The following is a 16,691-nucleotide window of genomic DNA, read 5'->3' on the forward strand; positions in this document are numbered from 1 at the left end:
CTCGCCGCCGCCGATGACGACCCCTGGGACACCGAGCAACAGTTCACCAGCTGGGACCAGATCACCCTCACCCACACCCCCCAGAACGGGCGCCGCACCTACCACCCCGACCCCCACACCACCCGCGCCGAACACGACCGCCACCACGCGTCCAGCACGACCGACGACACCGACAGCACCGACAGCGTGTCCAGCGGCCCGGACAACCACGACAGCGACAGCAACGGCACCGGCGGCCCGACCGCCACACCCAACAGCGACCTCCCGACCACCCCCTGGACACAAGACCCCGACGCCCCACCACCGTTCTAAGGAAGTAGCCCTAAGCAGGGCGTTGCACACTCGTCCCGGGAGACGTTCAGTGCCTCCGTCGAGGAGAGCTCGGGGCAACGGGCGTCCTTCTTGCTAGACCCCCAGGTAGGCCTGGACCACACGGTCATCAGCCAGCAGTTCGGCGGCCGGCCCCTGATGAGCGATCTCGCCGCTAGACAGCACATAGCCATGATCTGCCGCCTGGAGGGCGCGGCGAGCATTCTGCTCGATGAGGACAACTGTGGTCCCGGAGGCGCGGATCTCCTGGATGACCCGGAAGACCTCGTCGACGATCTTCGGCGCGAGACCCATCGATGGCTCATCGAGCAGGATCAGTCGGGGGCGCGCGACCAGTGCCCGGCCGATAGCCAGCATCTGCTGCTCTCCCCCAGACAGCGCTCCCGCGGGCAGGTCCCGGCGTTCCGCGAGGACCGGGAACCGGTCATACACCTCCGCGATCGCCGCCGTGTCGCCCGAGTGCCAGGTGCCGAGCTGCAGGTTCTCGTGGATCGTCAGTGTTCCCAGCACCTGTCGTCCCTCGGGGACCTGGACCAATCCTTGGCCGACCAGCTTGTGAGCAGGCACGCGGGTGATGTCGCGGCCCTCGAAGAGGATCGTGCCGGACCTGGGCCGCACAATGCCGGAGACCGCGTTGATGATGGAGGACTTCCCCGCGCCGTTCGCTCCGACCAGAGTGATGAGCGCCCCGGCACCCGCCTCGAACGAGACGCCACGGACGGCTTCGACGCGCCCATACGTCACCACAAGGTCCCGGACCACGAGGATCGCCTCAGACCCGTCAGCCGCAGAGCGGCTGTCATCAGTCGGAGTGGCTGCAGACGGGTGGGACGTGGACTTGGTCCCGGCAGCGTCCCGCTCAGGCATGGGCGACTCGGTCCCGGCAGCGCCCCGCTCAGGCATCGGCGACTCGGTCTCGGCGGGCTCGCTCACGATGCGTCCTCCGGCTCGGCGCTGCCGAGGTAGGCCTCGACGACAGCGGGGTTGTTGGCGATCTCATCAGGCGTACCGGTCGCAATGACCTCGCCGAAGTTGAGCACGACAATGCGGCTACAGGTCTTCATCACCATGCCGACGTTGTGCTCGATGAGAAGGATGGTGAGGCCGTCCTGGGCGAGCGACCCGATCAGCGCGGAGAGAGCGTCCGCCTCCACGTGGTTCATACCCGCGGCGGGCTCGTCCAGGATCAGCAGTGACGGGTCGGACGCGAGGGCGCGTGCGATCTCCAGCCGTCGCTGGTCGCCGTAGGAGAGAGCAGACGCAGCAGTGCTCTCCTTCCCGGCCAGCCCCACGCGCTCAAGACAGCGAGCGGCGTGCAGCACCAGTCGACGCTCGTCGCGGCGGGCCGACGGCAGCCACAGCAATCGCCGCAGGAAGGTTGGCTTGCCGACAAGGTGGCCACCGACCATGACGTTCTCCAGGGCGGAGAGGCGGGCGAAGAGCTTGGAGTGCTGGAACGTCCGGCTCACACCCGCGGCCGCGACCTTGTGGACCGCTGCCTTTCCCGGTCGCAGGCCGAGCACCTCGGCGGTCCCGGAGGTGGGCTTGCTCAGGCCACTGATCATGTTGACCAGCGTGGTCTTGCCGGCACCGTTGGGCCCGATCAGACCGATCACCTCACCGCCGGTGATGTGGAGGTCGATGTCCTTGTTGGCATGGACACCGCCGTAGTCCTTGCCGAGGCCGACCAGGTCGACCACCGTCTCGCCCTGCGCGGGATGGATCCGTTGCGCGAGTCCACCGAGCGCCCCCTCGGGATCCGCGTCGATCGCAGTGCCGGACACCAGTCGCAGCGTCCGTCGCGGCAAGAGGCTCGCCAGGCCACCGGGCAGGAACAGGATGACGAGCAGCATCAGCAGGCCCGCAAGGAAGGGGCGGATCCATCCGGCCTCGATGCCGATGGCCCGTTGGACCTCGGGGATCATCTCGAGGAAGACGCTGCCCAACAACGGGCCGAAGAAAGTCGTCGAACCTCCGACCACGGCCGTGACCAGGCCGTCGATCGCCTTGGTGAAACCGAAGTCCTCTGGTGCGAGCAGGCGGACGTAGTAGGCCCACAGGACACCGTAGAGGCCAGCGATCGCGCCGGCGGAGACGAAGGCCGACAGCCGGTGCCCACCGACGTCGATCCCCATGGCTCGGGCGGCGAGCTCGTCCTCGCGGATCGCCTCCAGGGCCCGACCGTAGCGGGAAGGTGCCTGACGCCAGAACCAGTAGGCCACCAGTGCGAGGATCACCCACGCCATCCACGGCTCGACCACCTTGGGCACCGACATGCCCTGGGCGCCGCCGGTCCACCCCATGTTGATGATCAGGATGCGGACCGCCTCGGCGAATGCGAGCGTCGCTATCGCCAGGAAGACGCCGCGCAGGCGCATCGTCGGCAGACCGAGGATCACCGCCGTCAGCGCGCCTACGCTCATCCCGATGACGATCGCGATCAGCAGGGCCGGCAGGTCACCGACGTCCTTGGGTGAGGGTGCCAGCGTTGCCGCGGTGAAGGCCGCCAGGGAGGCGAAGCCCGCCTGACCGAGGCTCAGCTGTCCGGCCACCAGGACGGCGTAGAAGGAGTAGGCGAAGATCGCGCCGAGGGCGATGAAGACGAAGGTGGACTCAGTGAACACTCAGACCTCCCGCACCTTCCGTGCTCCGAAGAGTCCCTGCGGGCGGACCAGCAGGATCAGGAAGAGGAGACCGAAGGCCACCAGGTCACGCCAGCTCGACGAGAGGTACTGCACCGCGAACACCTCCGCCAGGCCCAGCAGCAGACCGCCGACCAGCGCGCCGGGGAGCGACCCCATGCCGCCGACGATGATGACCGCAAGTCCCTTCAGCTCGATCGCGCTGCCCATACCGAGCTGGGCACTGTTGACGTTCATCGCGAAGAGCGCACCGGCCACGGCACCGAGGGCAGAGGAGATCGCGAAGGTCGTCATGGTGACCCGGTCCACGTTGATGCCCAGGACCCGTGCCGCCGTCGGGTTCTCGGCGATGGCACGCATGCCACGGCCGAGCCTGGATCGGGCCACGAGCAGGGCCAGCGCGACCATCAGCACCACCGAGATCACAAGGATCGCCACCTGCAACAAGGTGACCTGCGCACCGAAGATAGTGAACGTGGTGCTCGGGAACGAGTCGGCCGGGAACCGACGTGTGTTGGGCCCGTAGCGCCACTGGAGCAGCGCGATGAACATGCCGGCCAGCGCGATCGAGGAGATCAACCCCGCGAAGTGGGCGTCGGGTCTGTTCTTCAGGGGCCGGAACGCGACCCGTTCGATGATGATGCCTAACAGTCCGCCGACCACGAAGACGATCGGCAGGGTGAGCCAGATCGACAGCCCCGCGACCTCGACCAGCTCGATCCCGACGAAGGCGGACACGGCGAACACCGCGGGGTGCGCCAGGTTCAGCCGGTCCAGCACGCCGAAGACCAGCGTGAAGCCGATCGCGAACAGCGCGTAGATGGACCCGATGAACAGTCCGTTGAGCAGTTGCTGCATGGGTGTCCGCCTCCGTCAGGGGTCAGGGGTAGGGAGCGGGTGGATCAGTTCAGGACGGTGAACTTGCCGTCCTTGACGACCTGGACGACAGCCGGGTGCTCGGCGTCGCGGTTCTCGTTGATGCTGATGGTGCCGAGCACGGACGGCACCTCCGAGATGTTGCCGAGACCGGCCTTGATCGCGTCACGCTCTGCGGAGCACTGCTCGCGCACCGCGTGGTCGATCAGCATCATGCCGGTGTAGGCCTGCGCGGCGAACTGGTCGGGCTGCGAGCCGAACTCGGTCTCGTAGGCCTCCAGGAAGGCGGCGTTCTCCGGGTTGTCGGAGGCGGAGTTCCAGGCTGCACCCACGACGACACCCTCGGAGGCCTCGCCGGCGTCGGTCATCAGCTGGGGGTTGTTGAACCCGTTGCCACCGATGATGGGCACCTCGATGCCGAGCTCGCGGGCCTGGGTGACCAGCGGGATGGCCGCCTCGATGAGGCCGGAGACGAAGATGGCGTCCGGCTCGGCGTTCTTGGCCTCGGTGAGCAGGGCACGGAAGTCCGTGTCCGCCTTGGAGAAGGTGAGCGTCTCCAGGACGGTGACGCCCTCCTCCTCGAGGGACGAGGCCATGACCTCGTAGCCGGACTCCGTGAACGCGTCGTCGTTGGAGTACATGACGATGACGTTCTCGAGACCATAGGTCTCGACGGACGTAGCCACGGTCTGCGGGATGACCTGACCCTCGGTGAGGGAGTCGCGGAAGATGTAGTCACCCTGCTCGGTGATGCCGGCCGCGGTGTTGGAGATGGCGAGCACAGGAACGCCCTCATCCTGGGCGATCGGCTGTGCCTGGAAGGCCGTGTTGGACAGAGTGGGGCCGATGATGACGCTGGTGCCATCGCCCGCGAAGGTCTCGAAGAGGGAGATTCCCTGCTTGGGGTCGGTCTGGTCGTCCTCGACGGTCAGGGCGTAGGTGACGCCCTCCTTCTCGTTGAGATGCTCCGCGGCAAGCTTGAGCCCGTTCTGCTGGGACTCCCCGTAGGAGGCAGCGGCACCGGTGAGCGAGAGGGCAGCGCCGACCGGCACCTCGGCCTCGATGACGCAGTCGTCTCCCGTGCCCTCGCCCACGAGGGCGGCATCGGAACCGCCACCATCATCGGAGCCACAGGCGGTCAGGGCCAGTGCGAGGGCCCCGGCCGCGGCGGTGAGTGTGAACAGATTGGTGCGCATTGGTACTTCCTCCAGGGGTTAGGCGTCGGTGGGTGGTCTGTCGTGGACGTGGTGAGACGTCAGAGGCACGGTCAGGCGTAGTGGGCGGGAGCAGGCGGGCCGGCGGGGTGGAGCACGGCACGGTCGGGCGTGAGCTGGTCCAGCGAGGTGACGCCGAGCAGGCGCATGGTCCGCTGGAACTGCGTCGTGAGTATGTCGAGGGCCCGGGCGACGCCTGCCTCACCGCCGGCCATCAGACCGTAGAGGTAGGCGCGGCCCACCATGACGGCGTCGGCACCGTTGGCGACGGCCGCGACGATGTCGCCGCCGTGCATCACCCCGGTGTCGAGCAGAACAGGGACGCGGCCACCCACGGCGGCTGCGATCCCTGGAAGCACCTCGAGCGGCGTCACCGAACGGTCCAGCTGACGGCCGCCGTGGTTGGACACGATCAGCCCGTCGACCCCCAGGTCCACGAACTCCTTGGCGTCCTCGACGTTCTGGATGCCCTTGAGCACGATGGCCCCGGGCCAGTTGTCCCTGAGCCACACCAGGTCGCGGGTGTTCAGGGTCGGGTCGAACATCCGGTTGATGAGCTGCTCGACCGTGCCACCCGTGCCCCGCAGGGAGGCGAACTCCAACGGCGCCGTGGTCAGCAGGTTCGCCCACCAGCGTGGGTGAAGAGCCATGTCCGTCAGCGTCCGTGGAGTGAGCTGCGGCGGGATCGTCATGCCATTGCGCACGTCGCGCAGCCGCTCGCCGCCCACGCAGGTGTCGACGGTCAGGACCAGGGTCGAGTAGCCCGCGTCCCGGGCCCGCCCCATGAGCGCCAGAGAGGCTTCCCGGTCCTGCCAGAGGTAGAGCTGGAACCAGCGCTGCACGTCGGGGACGTCTGTCGCCAGGTCCTCGACCGAGACCGTGCCCATCGTGGACAGCGTGTAAGGGATCCCAGCTGCGGCCGCCGCGCGCCCCACGGCTCGCTCCCCCTCGTGCTGCATCATCCGCGTGAAGCCGGTGGGCGCCAGGATGAGCGGGATCGGACTGGTCACGTCCAGGATGCTCACGGCGGTCTGGATCTGCGACACGTCGCGCAACACGCGCGGCCGGAACTCCACCCGCCCGAACGCCTCCCGGGCGCGGGTCAGGCTGACCTCGCTCTCCGCGGCACCATCGACATAGTCAAAGGCCGAGTTGGGCGTCCGGCGGCGGGCGAGGTGTCGGAGGTCCTCGATCGTGTTGGCTCGCTCCAGGGCGCGTCGGGTGCGCTGCAGGGTGGGTCGCTCCACCCTGACCAGTGGTCGGAGCTCCTCGATCCTGGGGAGTCGCCGCTGAACCCGTGCCATCTGGGCGTCCTGCACTTCCTTTTTGCCTGCATATCCATGCAGAAACGTGAATAGTTCCTCGGGGATCTTAGCCCTCGGCCTTACCAGAACCTTGCCAACCCGGCGCTCTGTGGCCGGATCGTGACCCGGGACTCAGAGCAGCACGGTCGCAAAGGTGCCGGTCTGGACGAACCCGACGTGGCGGTAGGTGGCGAGCGCGGGGGCGTTGTAGTCGTTGACATAGAGCGTCACGGTGGGCGCCACGTGCCGGAGCACATGGTCAACCACAGCGGCCATCGCCGGCACAGCGACACCGCGCCCCCGCCACCGGGGATGCACCCACACCCCCTGGATCTGGGCGACGTCCAGCGCGACACTGCCGATGTCCGCCTTGAAGATCACCTGGCCGTCCTCGATCCGGACCAGCGACCTGCCGTCCCGGACCAGTGCCCCGACGGACAGGCGGTAGGCCCGGTCCGAGCCGCGGTAGGGCGGGTAGCCGATCTCCTCGGTGAACATCGCAGCGGCCGCGGGGACCACCAGGTCGACCTCCTCGATGGTGGCGGGCCGCACCGCGTGATCCAGCGGGACGCCGACCAGAGCAGGAGGCGTGGTGGTCGTCAGGACGGGCTGGTTGTGGCGCACCTCTCGCGCGGGGCCCCACTGGGGGGCGAGCCTCTCCCAGAGCGGCAGCACCTGGTCGACCGGACCGAACAGCGAGGAGGCCCAGGCCCGTCGCTTGACGACCTTGGCCGCAAGGGGCTCGACCATGTCCTCGTCCACCTCGACGGGCACCACGTTCGCGGACGTCCAGCACAGCCCCGCCCGGCCGTCGCGCTCGTAGCCGAGCACTGAGTTGCGGCCACCGCCGAGGCCGCCCTCCAGGATCCGGGCGGCGACGAAGACGTTCGTCACGGGGTCACGACCGCAGATCTCCAGGGCACGGGTCGCGTCCGACAACCCCAGCCCACGCACCGGGGCCGGCATGCGCAGCATCCTCACAGGGTACCGACTCACGGACCGGAGAGCCGCAGGTGGAGTGTCGGTGGTAGCGCGCCGGGGACGGGACGACCACCGACGGAGCCGTCCGTGGTCACCACCGGAGGCAGGACGACCACCGGCGGAGCCGTCCGTGGTCACGCACCGGAGGCAGGGCGACCCGACAAGGAGCAGTTCGCGGTTGCGCAGTGGGGTCGGGGAGGGCGAGGATCGGTGCAGACGGTCACCGCAACGCAGGGAGAAGCCAGTGCAGCCACGCCCCTTGACCATGGAGAGCAGGCAGGCCGCTCTGGCCGCGCTCGCCGACAGCGGCCGGGACGGGGCCGAGATCGATGTCCTCGTCATCGGCGGCGGGGTGACCGGTGCCGGCACGGCACTGGACGCGGTGACCCGCGGGCTGTCGACGGTCGTCGTCGAGGCCCAGGACTGGGCCTCGGGCACGTCCTCCCGCTCGACGAAGCTGGTCCACGGCGGCCTGCGCTACCTGCAGATGCTCGACTTCAAGCTGGTGCACGAGGCGCTCACCGAGCGTGGTCTGCTGCTGAGCAGGATCGCACCGCACCTGGTCAAGCCGATGGCCTTCCTGATCCCGTTGGAGCACCGAATCTGGCAGCGCGCGTACTACGGCGCCGGAGTCACCCTCTACGACCTGCTGGCCAACCTCATGCCGGGCCGGCGCGCGCTGCCCATCCACCAGCACACCACCCGCAAGGGGATGCTGAAGCAGTTCCCGGACCTGAAGCACGACACGGCCATCGGCGCCGTGAAGTACTGGGACGCAACGGTCGACGACGCACGCCTCGTGGCCACCCTGATCCGCACGGCCACCACCTACGGCGCCCACGCTGCCAGCCGGACCCAGGTCACCAAGCTCACCAAGGACGAGGCAGGGCGGGTCAACGGTGCGGTCCTGCGGGACCTGGAGACGGGTGAGCAGATCACGGCACGGGCCCGCCACGTCATCAACGCCACAGGAGTCTGGACCGAGGACACCGAGACGCTGGCCGACACCAGCGGCGGCCTGCGGGTGCTGGCCTCCAAGGGCATCCACCTCGTGATCCCGCGCGAGCGCATCAAGGGCACCTCCGGCCTGTTCCTCCAGACCGAGAAGTCCGTGCTCTTCTTCATCCCCTGGTCGCGCTACTGGATCCTCGGCACCACCGACACGCCCTGGGAACTCGACCCGCAGCACCCAGTCCCCACCAGCACGGACATCGACTACGTCCTCGAGCACGCCAACGAGGTGCTCACCACCCAGCTCACGCGCGATGACGTCATCGGCTCCTACGCCGGGCTCCGCCCGCTCCTGCAACCGGGCACGAAGGAGGGCACCAACTCGGCCAAGGTGAGCCGCGAACACACCGTGGCCAGCCCCGCGCCCGGCCTGACCATCATCGCCGGCGGCAAGCTCACGACCTACCGGGTCATGGCCAAGGACGCCGTCGACTTCGCCCTCGGCGGGCACGCCATCCAGACCCCGAGCATCACCCACGAGATCCCGCTCGTCGGGGCCGAGGGAGAGAAGGCCGTGCGCCGGCAGGCTGCCCACTGGCGCCAGGAGTTCGGTTGGTCGGAGCAGATCGTCGACCACCTCCTGCACCGCTACGGGTCGCTACTGACCGAGCTGGTGGACCTGATCCGCCAGGACCCCTCCCTCGGTCGCCCCCTCGAAGGTGCCCCCGCCTACCTCCGGGCGGAGATCGCCTACGCGGCCAGCCACGAGGGTGCCCTCCACCTGGAGGACATCATGTACCTGCGCACCCGCCTCAACTACGAGTACGCCGACCGCGGTCTCGCCGCCGTCGAGGAGATCGCGACACTGGCCGGCAACGTCCTCGGCTGGGACGAGGCCCGGCGCGAGCGCGAGATCGCTTCCTACCGCGCCCAGGCCGCGGCCGAGGAGCAGGCGGCCCTCGAGCCCGACGACACCTCCGCCGAGCGAGTCAGGGAACGAGCGCCCGACCTGACCCCGATGCTCCCCCTGGGCACGGAAGGGACCTGATCACCACAGCGTGCGCCTACGGCACGACATGACCCGCTTCTGCCACGCTTGCCCTCGCACATCCACTCAATGACGAGAATGGAGAACCCGCATGGGAGACATCTTCCTCTACGAGATCATGGGCACCGCCATGCTGACCCTCTTGGGTTGCGGCGTGGTCGCCAACGTCATCCTCCCCAAGAACAAGGGCTTCAACGGCGGCTGGCTGCTCATCAACTTCGGCTGGGGCCTCGCGGTCTTCGCGGGTGTCTACGTCGCCGCCAAGACCGGCGCCCACCTCAACCCTGCCGTGACGCTGGGACTCGCGGCGAGCGGGGCCGACTTCTACGACCCCGGCAAGGCCATCCCGGTCAACTTCGGCAACACCATCGCCTACTTCGCCGCCGAGATGATCGGCGCGTTCCTTGGGGCTGTGCTCGCGTGGGCCGCCCACAAGCAGCACTTCGACGAGGACGCTGAGCCGGCCACCAAGCTGGCCGTCTTCTCCACCGGGCCGCAGATCCGCAACCCGCTGTGGAACACCGTGACCGAGGTGCTGGGCACCTTCGTCCTGATCTTCGTCATCCTCATGTTCGCCGGCAGCCCCTCGGGCCTGGGTCCGCTGGCGGTGGCACTCCTGGTGGTCTCCATCGGCGCCAGCCTCGGTGGCCCCACCGGCTACGCGATCAACCCGGCCCGTGACCTGGGGCCCCGCATCGCCCACGCCCTCCTGCCCATCCCGGGCAAGGGCAGCAGCGACTGGAGCTACTCCTGGGTGCCGGTCGTCGGTCCCCTCCTCGGAGGTGCGCTCGGCGGGCTGCTGTTCCTGGGGATCAGCTGATCCCGTCCCCGTGACGTGCCGGGTGCCCACCACCCGTGGTGAGCACCCGGCATACGCACTCCCCCTCCCATCCCGTACACAACGAAGTGAAGGAGCTCAGCAATGGCTGACTACGTACTCGCGATCGACCAGGGCACGACGAGCACCCGGGCGATCGTGTTCACCAAGTCCGGCGAGATCCACTCGGTCGGTCAGAAGGAGCACGAGCAGATCTTCCCGAAGGCGGGGTGGGTCGAGCACAACCCGGCGGAGATCTGGGACAACACCCGCGAGGTCATCGGTCAGGCCCTCGGCAAGGCCAACCTGGCCAACAGTGACCTGGCCGCGATCGGCATCACGAACCAGCGCGAGACCGCCGTCGTATGGGACAAGAACACCGGCGAGGCCGTCTACAACGCGATCGTCTGGCAGGACACACGCACCGACAAGATCGTCGCCGAGCTGGGCGGACAGGAGGGCGCGGACAAGTACAAGGCCGTCTGCGGCCTCCCGCTGGCGACGTACTTCTCCGGCCCGAAGGTCAAGTGGATCCTGGACAACGTCGAGGGTGCCCGCGAGAAGGCCGAGGCCGGTGACCTGATCTTCGGCAACACCGACTGCTGGACCCTGTGGAACCTCACCGGCGGGCCGAACGGCGGGGTGCACGTCACGGACGTGACCAACGCCTCGCGCACGATGCTCATGGACCTGAAGACCCTCAGCTGGGACGAGAGCATCGCCTCGGACATGGGCATCCCTATGTCGATGCTGCCCGAGATCCGGTCCTCCTCCGAGGTCTACGGCGAGAGCGACAAGCTCGGGGTGCCCATCGCCGGCATCCTCGGTGACCAGCAGGCCGCGACCTTCGGTCAGGCCTGCTTCGAGAAGGGCATGTCGAAGAACACCTACGGCACCGGCAACTTCATGCTGCTCAACACCGGCACCGAGATCGTCCCCTCGGAGAACGGTCTGCTCACCACGGTCTGCTACAAGATCGGTGACCAGGACCCGATCTATGCGCTGGAGGGCTCGATCGCCGTCACCGGCTCACTGGTGCAGTGGCTGCGGGACAACCTCGGGCTCATCAAGGAGGCGCCCGAGGTCGAGGACCTGGCCAAGGAGGTCGATGACAACGGTGGCTGCTACATCGTGCCCGCCTTCTCCGGTCTCTTCGCTCCCTACTGGAAGGACGATGCACGCGGCGCGATCGTCGGTCTGACCCGCTACGTCAACAAGCACCACATCGCGAGGGCCTCGCTGGAGGCCACGGCGTTCCAGACCCGTGAGGTCCTGGACGCGATGAACGCCGACTCCGGCGTCGACCTGTCCGAGCTGCGGGTGGACGGCGGCATGATCGCCAACGAGACCCTGATGCAGTTCCAGGCCGACATCCTCGGCGTGGACGTCGTGCGGCCCAAGGTCGCCGAGACCACGGCGCTCGGCGCGGCCTACGCAGCCGGCATCGCGGTCGGCTTCTGGAAGGGCGAGCAGGACGTCATCGACAACTGGGCCGAGGGCAACCGCTGGTCCCCGAAGATGCCCGACGCCGAGCGCGACCGGCTCTACCGTCAGTGGAAGAAGGCCGTCACCAAGACCTTCGACTGGATGGACGAGGACGCCGAGGCCGCCGAGGAGCACGCCGAGGAGGCCGGGACGGCCTGATCCCGCCAGGGAGGCCCACCACCGCGCCGAGCCCGGCCCGCACTGCGGGACCGGGCTCGGTCACGTCCGTCACCGTCTCAGGGCAGCTCGAGCCACTGCGGGTCCTCCGGGTCCGGATCGATGAGCACCGGCCGCTGGAGATCGGTGTTGTCCAGGATCCAGGTGGGCGGGTGCAGCCGCGCCTGCTGCAGGTAGAGCTTCTGACCGCCCACATAGCGGGCGTTCGCCTCGTGGGCCGGGTCGTCGGAGCCCGCCGGGCGGTTCGGGAACCGGGCGTTCCCGCGCGGCACCGAGACCCGCAGTGGCACCAGCACCATCAGCGTGGCATCCCACTCCCCCGCGAGCTCGGGGCGCCGCAGGAAGATCCCGTCCACCAGCAGCAGCGCATCGGCCGAGGCCTCCACGGGGTCGGGCGCCACCGCACGGTCGGTCGTGACGTCGTGCACGGCCGGGACATACTCCCGACCGGCCCGGAAGGGGCGCAGCACCTTGGCGCGGAAGGCCTCGTAGTCGTAGCTGTCCCGGTAGAAGGTCTCCGGGCCGCTGCCGCGCGCGTGCCGCCGGGCCCGCGGATGGTGGAAGCCGTCGATCGAGACGCTGCGCACCTCGCGTCCTGCCACGTGGGGCGCGAGCGCGACCAGCTCGGCGGCCAGCCGGCTCTTGCCTGCACCGTCCACCCCGTCGATCGCGATCACGGCCCGCTCGCCCGGCCGGACCGCGACCAGCATCGCGAGCAGGTCGACCAGGACGAGCTGCCGGACGGGCAGGAACCCGGGCCCGGTCACGTGCCGCACACCCACCCGGTCATGGCGTGGTCCGCACCAGACCGTATGCCGTGGGGCCGGTTCCGTCGGGACCGGAACCTCATCTGCAGGGTCGGGTGACCAGTCACCCGACGGTGACCCAGGGAGGGCCGACGGGCTCGCCGTCGACGGGCTCGCCCATCTCCTCGGCGATCCGCATCGCCTCCTCGATCAGCGTCTCGACGATCTGGCTCTCCGGCACTGTCTTGATGACCTCGCCCTTGACGAAGATCTGCCCCTTGCCGTTGCCCGAGGCGACCCCGAGGTCGGCCTCGCGCGCCTCACCGGGGCCGTTGACGACACAGCCCATGACGGCGACGCGCAGCGGCACCTCCAGGCCCTCCAGTCCGGCGGTGACCTCGTCGGCCAGGGTATAGACGTCGACCTGGGCGCGGCCGCACGAGGGACAGGAGACGATCTCCAGCTTGCGCGGCCGCAGGTTGAGGCTCTGCAGGATCTGGTTGCCGACCTTGACCTCCTCCACAGGGGGCGCGGAGAGGGACACCCGGATGGTGTCGCCGATGCCCTTGGAGAGCAGGGCGCCGAAAGCCGTGGCGGACTTGATGGTGCCCTGGAACGCGGGCCCGGCCTCCGTCACGCCCAGGTGCAGCGGCCAGTCCCCCCGCTCGGCGAGCAGCTCGTAGGCGCGCACCATCACCACCGGGTCGTTGTGCTTGACGGAGATCTTGAAGTCGTGGAAGTCGTGCTCCTCGAAGAGCGAGGCCTCCCAGACCGCGGACTCCACCAGGGCCTCCGCCGTGGCCTTGCCGTACTTCTGCAGGAGGCGCGGGTCCAGGGAACCGGCGTTGACGCCGATGCGGAGGGAGACCCCCGCATCCTTGGCCGCCCGCGCGATCTCCTTGACCTGGTCGTCGAACTTGCGGATGTTGCCCGGGTTGACCCGGACCGCGGCGCAGCCGGCGTCGATCGCGGCGAAGACGTAACGCGGCTGGAAGTGGATGTCGGCGATGACCGGGATCTGCGACTTGCGGGCGATGGCCGGCAGGGCATCGGCGTCGTCCTGGCTCGGGACGGCCACGCGGACGATGTCGCACCCGGTGGCGGTCAGCTCGGCGATCTGCTGCAGCGTGGCATTGATGTCGGTCGTCGGCGTGGTCGTCATCGACTGCACCGAGATCGGCGCGTCACCGCCGACCTCGACCTTGCCCACGCGGATCTTGCGGGTCGCGCGCCGCGGAGCGAGGACCGGTGGCGGAGCGGCGGGCATGCCGAGGGCGATGGGGGTGCCTGCAGTCATGGGTTCAGTATCTCCTTGCTCGGCCGGGAATCATCATCCGGCGAGCCGGACGGGGTTGACGAGGTCGGCATAGACCAGCAGCACGGTCATGCCGACCAGGACGAGGGCGACGGTGTAGGCGATCGGCAGGGCCTTGGCGATGTCGACCGGTGCCGGCTCGGGCAGGCCGCGCACGCGGGCCCACGCCTTCTTGACGCCCTCCCAGAGGGCGCCGGCGATGTGCCCGCCGTCCAGCGGCAGCAGCGGGACGAGGTTGAACACGAACAGCGCGATGTTGAGGGACGCGAGGAGGGAGAGCAGCATGACGGCCTTGCCCTCGACCGAGTCGGTGAGCGCTCCGAGCGAGCCGTCGGTGACCTCACCGGCGACGCGTCCCACCCCGACCACGGACATCGGGCTCTCGACGTCCCGCTCCTGGTTGCCGAAGGCGGCCTGGTAGACGCCGACCAGCTTCTCCGGAAGCTTCAGGAAGATCCTGGCCGTGTCCAGGACGGCACCACCGACGAAGGCGGGGGCCTCGGTGACCGGCCGCGCGGCATACTCGATCGAGCCACTGGCACCGAAGTAGCGGCGCGGCTCCATGACCGGCTCACCCGCCTCGTCCAGCTGCAGGGTGCCGTCGGCGTTGTAGACCGGTCGGTCCCGCTCGACCAGGGTGGCCGGGATCTGGATCGTCTCCCCCGCCCGCTCGACGACGAAGAGCGCCTGCTCGCCGGAATTCTGGATCTCATAGCTGGCCTCGGCCCAGGAGTCGACCGGCACCCCGTTGATGTGGGTGATGCGGTCACCGACCTCCAGGTCGGAGGCCAGCGCCGGCGAGGGAGGCTCACCGGTGCAGTCGGTCGCGGTCACGTCGGTGGGCGCACACTCACTGATCGAGGAGATCTTGGGCGTGCTGGCGGGCAGACCCAGGAAGACGAGGATGCCGGTGAGCACCACCGCGGCGATGACCAGGTTCATCAGTGGCCCGCCGAACATGATGATGACGCGCTTCCAGACCGGCAGCTTGTAGAAGACCCGGTCCTCGTCGCCGGGGCCGACCTCCTCCATGGACTCGGCGCGCGCCTGCTCGGCCATCTGGCTCCAGCGTCCCGTCGAGGAGGCGCGCAGCCGGCCTCCGTCCTGGGGGCGCGGCGGGAACATCCCGATCATGCGGACGTAGCCGCCCAGCGGGATCGCCTTGATGCCGTACTCGGTCTCCCCGCGCCGCCGCGCCCAGATCGTCGGGCCGAAGCCGACCATGTACTGGGTGACCTTGACCCCGAACTTCTTGGCAGGTACCAGGTGCCCGATCTCGTGCAGGGCGATGGAGAGCGCGATGCCGAGAGCCATCAGCAGCACCCCGAGCAGGTACGTCATGGCTGGCTCTCTCCCTGGGACGACAGTCCGATCATCTCGCGCGCACGGTCTCTGGCCCACCTGTCGGCGGCCAATACGTCCTCAACCGACAACACCGCTGGATCGTTCCCGTGCCCCGCCGATTCTACCGCCGGCCCGCCCCGCGAGCGCTCGCCCGAGACGCGAGCCCCGTCGTTGGCCGGGGGGCCGGCCCGGTGTGCCTCGACCACCCTGGCGACGGTGTCGACGATGTCGAGGAAGCCGATGGTGCCGTCGTGGAAGGCGTCGACGCAGATCTCGTTGGCGGCGTTGTACACGGCCGGGTGGGTGCCGCCGTCCTCGCCGACCAGCCGCGCCAACCGCACCGCGGGGAAGGCCTCGTCGTCCAGCGGGTGGAACTCCCAGGTGCTGGCGGTGCTCCAGTCGCTGGCCACGTCCACGTCGGGGAGCCGGTCCGGCCAGGACAGGCCCAGCGCGATCGGCACCAGCATCCGCGGCGGCCCGGCCTGGGCGATCGTCGATCCGTCGTGGAACTCGACCATGGAGTGGATCTGCTGCTGCGGGTGCACCACGACCTCGATGTCGGCGAACGGGATCCCGAACAGCAGGTGGGCCTCGATCACCTCCAGCCCCTTGTTGACCAGGGTCGCCGAGTTGGTGGTCACCACGCGCCCCATCGCGAAGTTGGGGTGCCGGAGCGCCTGCGCCGGCGTGACCTCGGCGAGGTCGGACCTGCTGCGGCCGCGGAAGGGGCCGCCGCTGGCGGTCAGCACCAGTCGCCGCACCTCGTCCGCGCGTCCTGCGCGAAGACACTGGGCGATCGCGCTGTGCTCGGAGTCGACCGGCACGATCTGACCGGGCGCGGCCGCCGCCGTGACCAGGGATCCGCCGACGATGAGGGACTCCTTGTTGGCCAGGGCCAGCGTGCTGCCGGCAGCCAGCGCGGCCAGGGTCGGGCGCAGACCGATGCTGCCGGTGATGCCGTTGAGCACGACGTCCGCACCGTTGCCGGCGACCACCACGGCCGCCTCCGGACCGGCCAGGACCTCTGGGCGGCGGTCTCCCGGGCCGCTGAGGTCCGCGATGGCGCGGGTCAGCTCGTCAGCCACCTCCTCGCGGGCCACCGCCACCTGCTCCACCCGGAGAGCCACCGCCTGACGGGCCAGCTGGACGACGTCGGAGCCGGCCGCGCTCAGGGCGCGCACGACGAACGCCCCCGGGTTGGCCAGGACGATCTGCTCCGCCTGGGTGCCGATCGAGCCCGTGGAGCCCAGCAGGGTGAGGGTGCGCGGTGGGGTCACCGTCCCATTGTGACCGGAGGAGGTATGCCGAGGCTCGTCACCCCGACGCGCGTGGCTGTCAGGCCTCGTCCCGGCCCAGATAGGCGAGGGCCGCCACGACCAGTGCCTCCGTGCCGGTCCGCAGCGTCGGTTGCAGGTCCGGGGCGAAGCCGGGGTTGTGATTGCCGACGATGGTGCTGCCCGG

The 16,691-nt window shown here is 69.2% G+C and carries 14 protein-coding genes; 4 read left to right on the forward strand and 10 right to left on the reverse strand.

Features of this window, described 5'->3' with window-relative positions; all coding sequences use genetic code 11:
* A partial coding sequence (locus DA085_RS21205; protein ID WP_202619338.1) for a hypothetical protein occupies positions 1-312 on the forward strand: 312 nt, incomplete at its 5' end.
* A gap of 93 nt (positions 313-405) precedes the next feature.
* Here the strand turns inward: DA085_RS21205 and DA085_RS19735 are convergent.
* The 6 genes from DA085_RS19735 to DA085_RS19760 all read right to left on the reverse strand — a co-directional run bounded on the left by DA085_RS19735 (position 406) and on the right by DA085_RS19760 (position 7,341).
* On the reverse strand, positions 406-1,263 hold the full coding sequence (locus tag DA085_RS19735) for an ABC transporter ATP-binding protein (protein WP_237565627.1): 858 nt from the start codon (positions 1,261-1,263) through the stop codon (positions 406-408).
* Positions 1,260-2,954, reverse strand: coding sequence for a branched-chain amino acid ABC transporter ATP-binding protein/permease (locus DA085_RS19740; protein ID WP_109474716.1), 1,695 nt, complete (start codon positions 2,952-2,954; stop codon positions 1,260-1,262). Before DA085_RS19740 ends, DA085_RS19735 begins: the two co-directional genes overlap by 4 nt.
* Entirely contained in the window at positions 2,955-3,830 is an 876-nt protein-coding gene (locus DA085_RS19745; RefSeq protein WP_109474717.1) for a branched-chain amino acid ABC transporter permease, read from the reverse strand.
* 44 nt (positions 3,831-3,874) lie between these two features.
* Positions 3,875-5,044 (reverse strand): ABC transporter substrate-binding protein, encoded by a 1,170-nt coding sequence (locus tag DA085_RS19750; RefSeq protein ID WP_109474718.1) that lies wholly within the window; start codon positions 5,042-5,044, stop codon positions 3,875-3,877.
* A 71-nt stretch (positions 5,045-5,115) separates the two neighbouring features.
* The gene (locus tag DA085_RS19755) at positions 5,116-6,366 is read right to left on the reverse strand and encodes an alpha-hydroxy acid oxidase (protein WP_109474719.1); all 1,251 of its coding nucleotides are present in this window, start codon (positions 6,364-6,366) and stop codon (positions 5,116-5,118) included.
* Positions 6,367-6,498: 132 nt separating this feature from the next.
* The gene (locus tag DA085_RS19760) at positions 6,499-7,341 is read right to left on the reverse strand and encodes a GNAT family N-acetyltransferase (RefSeq protein WP_109474720.1); all 843 of its coding nucleotides are present in this window, start codon (positions 7,339-7,341) and stop codon (positions 6,499-6,501) included.
* A gap of 250 nt (positions 7,342-7,591) precedes the next feature.
* Between DA085_RS19760 and DA085_RS19765 the strand changes: the two genes are divergently transcribed.
* From DA085_RS19765 to glpK, 3 genes are all read left to right on the forward strand, one after another.
* Positions 7,592-9,346 carry a glycerol-3-phosphate dehydrogenase/oxidase gene (locus DA085_RS19765; protein WP_419866526.1) on the forward strand — a complete coding sequence of 585 codons (1,755 nt, stop codon included), beginning with the start codon at positions 7,592-7,594 and terminating at the stop codon, positions 9,344-9,346.
* A 91-nt stretch (positions 9,347-9,437) separates the two neighbouring features.
* Positions 9,438-10,166 (forward strand): MIP/aquaporin family protein, encoded by a 729-nt coding sequence (locus DA085_RS19770; protein WP_109474722.1) that lies wholly within the window; start codon positions 9,438-9,440, stop codon positions 10,164-10,166.
* A gap of 102 nt (positions 10,167-10,268) precedes the next feature.
* Entirely contained in the window at positions 10,269-11,807 is a 1,539-nt protein-coding gene (gene glpK / locus DA085_RS19775; RefSeq protein WP_109474723.1) for a glycerol kinase GlpK, read from the forward strand.
* A gap of 77 nt (positions 11,808-11,884) precedes the next feature.
* Here glpK and DA085_RS19780 read toward each other — a convergent pair whose 3' ends face one another.
* From DA085_RS19780 to dxr, 4 genes are all read right to left on the reverse strand, one after another.
* A complete protein-coding gene (locus DA085_RS19780) occupies positions 11,885-12,592 on the reverse strand; it encodes a nucleoside/nucleotide kinase family protein (RefSeq protein WP_237565628.1) in 708 nt (235 codons plus the stop codon).
* A 103-nt stretch (positions 12,593-12,695) separates the two neighbouring features.
* Positions 12,696-13,868, reverse strand: a complete 1,173-nt coding sequence (gene ispG, locus DA085_RS19785) for a flavodoxin-dependent (E)-4-hydroxy-3-methylbut-2-enyl-diphosphate synthase (RefSeq protein WP_109474724.1) — start codon at positions 13,866-13,868, stop codon at positions 12,696-12,698.
* Positions 13,869-13,901: 33 nt separating this feature from the next.
* On the reverse strand, positions 13,902-15,227 hold the full coding sequence (locus tag DA085_RS19790) for a M50 family metallopeptidase (RefSeq protein ID WP_109474725.1): 1,326 nt from the start codon (positions 15,225-15,227) through the stop codon (positions 13,902-13,904).
* On the reverse strand, positions 15,224-16,507 hold the full coding sequence (gene dxr / locus DA085_RS19795; RefSeq protein ID WP_109474726.1) for a 1-deoxy-D-xylulose-5-phosphate reductoisomerase: 1,284 nt from the start codon (positions 16,505-16,507) through the stop codon (positions 15,224-15,226). Before dxr ends, DA085_RS19790 begins: the two co-directional genes overlap by 4 nt.
* Positions 16,508-16,691: the final 184 nt, after the last annotated feature.

It is taken from the genome of Ornithinimicrobium cavernae, from assembly GCF_003121625.1.
GTDB lineage: Bacteria > Actinomycetota > Actinomycetes > Actinomycetales > Dermatophilaceae > Ornithinicoccus > Ornithinicoccus cavernae.

Excerpts from the sequence above, each read along its gene's own strand:
- DA085_RS19745 (WP_109474717.1), bottom strand. The coding sequence starts at position 3,830 with ATGCAGCAACTGCTCAACGGACTGTTCATCGGGTCCATCTACGCGCTG.
- DA085_RS19750 (WP_109474718.1), bottom strand. The coding sequence starts at position 5,044 with ATGCGCACCAATCTGTTCACACTCACCGCCGCGGCCGGGGCCCTCGCA.
- DA085_RS19755 (WP_109474719.1), bottom strand. The coding sequence starts at position 6,366 with ATGGCACGGGTTCAGCGGCGACTCCCCAGGATCGAGGAGCTCCGACCA.
- DA085_RS19760 (WP_109474720.1), bottom strand. The coding sequence starts at position 7,341 with ATGCTGCGCATGCCGGCCCCGGTGCGTGGGCTGGGGTTGTCGGACGCG.
- DA085_RS19770 (WP_109474722.1), top strand. The coding sequence starts at position 9,438 with ATGGGAGACATCTTCCTCTACGAGATCATGGGCACCGCCATGCTGACC.
- glpK (WP_109474723.1), top strand. The coding sequence starts at position 10,269 with ATGGCTGACTACGTACTCGCGATCGACCAGGGCACGACGAGCACCCGG.
- ispG (WP_109474724.1), bottom strand. The coding sequence starts at position 13,868 with ATGACTGCAGGCACCCCCATCGCCCTCGGCATGCCCGCCGCTCCGCCA.
- DA085_RS19790 (WP_109474725.1), bottom strand. The coding sequence starts at position 15,227 with ATGACGTACCTGCTCGGGGTGCTGCTGATGGCTCTCGGCATCGCGCTC.